General features: G+C 49.9%; 1 protein-coding gene. It reads left to right on the top strand.

Translation table 11 applies throughout. The features are described 5' to 3' along the window. Window positions 1-53: 53 nt before the first annotated feature. On the top strand, window positions 54-401 hold the full coding sequence (gene yajD, locus FN960_RS23400) for an HNH nuclease YajD (RefSeq protein ID WP_000974813.1): 348 nt from the start codon (window positions 54-56) through the stop codon (window positions 399-401). Window positions 402-720 lie beyond the last annotated feature (319 nt).

The following is a 720-nucleotide window of genomic DNA, read 5'->3' as shown; positions in this document are numbered from 1 at the left end:
CCCGCATCTTGGGAAACTGCGCGTAACCCTACATTTCATCCAGGTAACTTTTCATGGCTATCATCCCAAAAAACTATGCGCGGTTAGAAAGCGGCTATCGCGAAAAAGCATTAAAAATCTATCCGTGGGTCTGCGGTCGCTGTTCCCGCGAGTTTGTTTATTCCAACCTGCGTGAACTTACCGTTCACCACATTGATCACGACCATACCAATAACCCGGAAGATGGCAGTAACTGGGAATTGTTGTGTCTCTATTGCCACGATCATGAGCATTCGAAATATACCGAAGCGGATCAGTATGGTACGACCGTTATCGCAGGGGAAGATGCGCAGAAAGATGTCGGTGAAGCGAAGTACAACCCATTCGCTGACCTGAAAGCGATGATGAACAAGAAGAAGTGATTAAAACGTAAAATTGCCTGATGCGCTACGCTTATCAGGCCTACGTCATATTGCAATTTATTGAATTTGCACGAACTTGTAGGCCGGATAAGGCGTTCACGCCGCATCCGGCACTGGTTGCCTGATGCGACGCTTGCGCGTCTTATCAGGCCTACAACGGCTGTCAAATGTAGGCCGGATAAGGCGTTTACGCCGCATCCGGCAATGGTGTCCAAATGCAACACGTTTTATCCGTTCTGGACTTCACCCGCTAACCAACGCGCCGCAGCAATAACCCCCTGCCCCAGAGACAAACCGCCATCACCCGCCGGTAAACTCT

It is taken from the genome of Alkalicoccobacillus porphyridii, assembly GCF_007293315.1.
GTDB lineage: Bacteria > Bacillota > Bacilli > Bacillales > Bacillaceae_D > Alkalicoccobacillus > Alkalicoccobacillus porphyridii.
This window is presented reverse-complemented; position numbering and strand designations above follow the sequence as displayed.

Excerpts from the sequence above, each read along its gene's own strand:
- yajD (WP_000974813.1), top strand. The coding sequence starts at position 54 with ATGGCTATCATCCCAAAAAACTATGCGCGGTTAGAAAGCGGCTATCGC.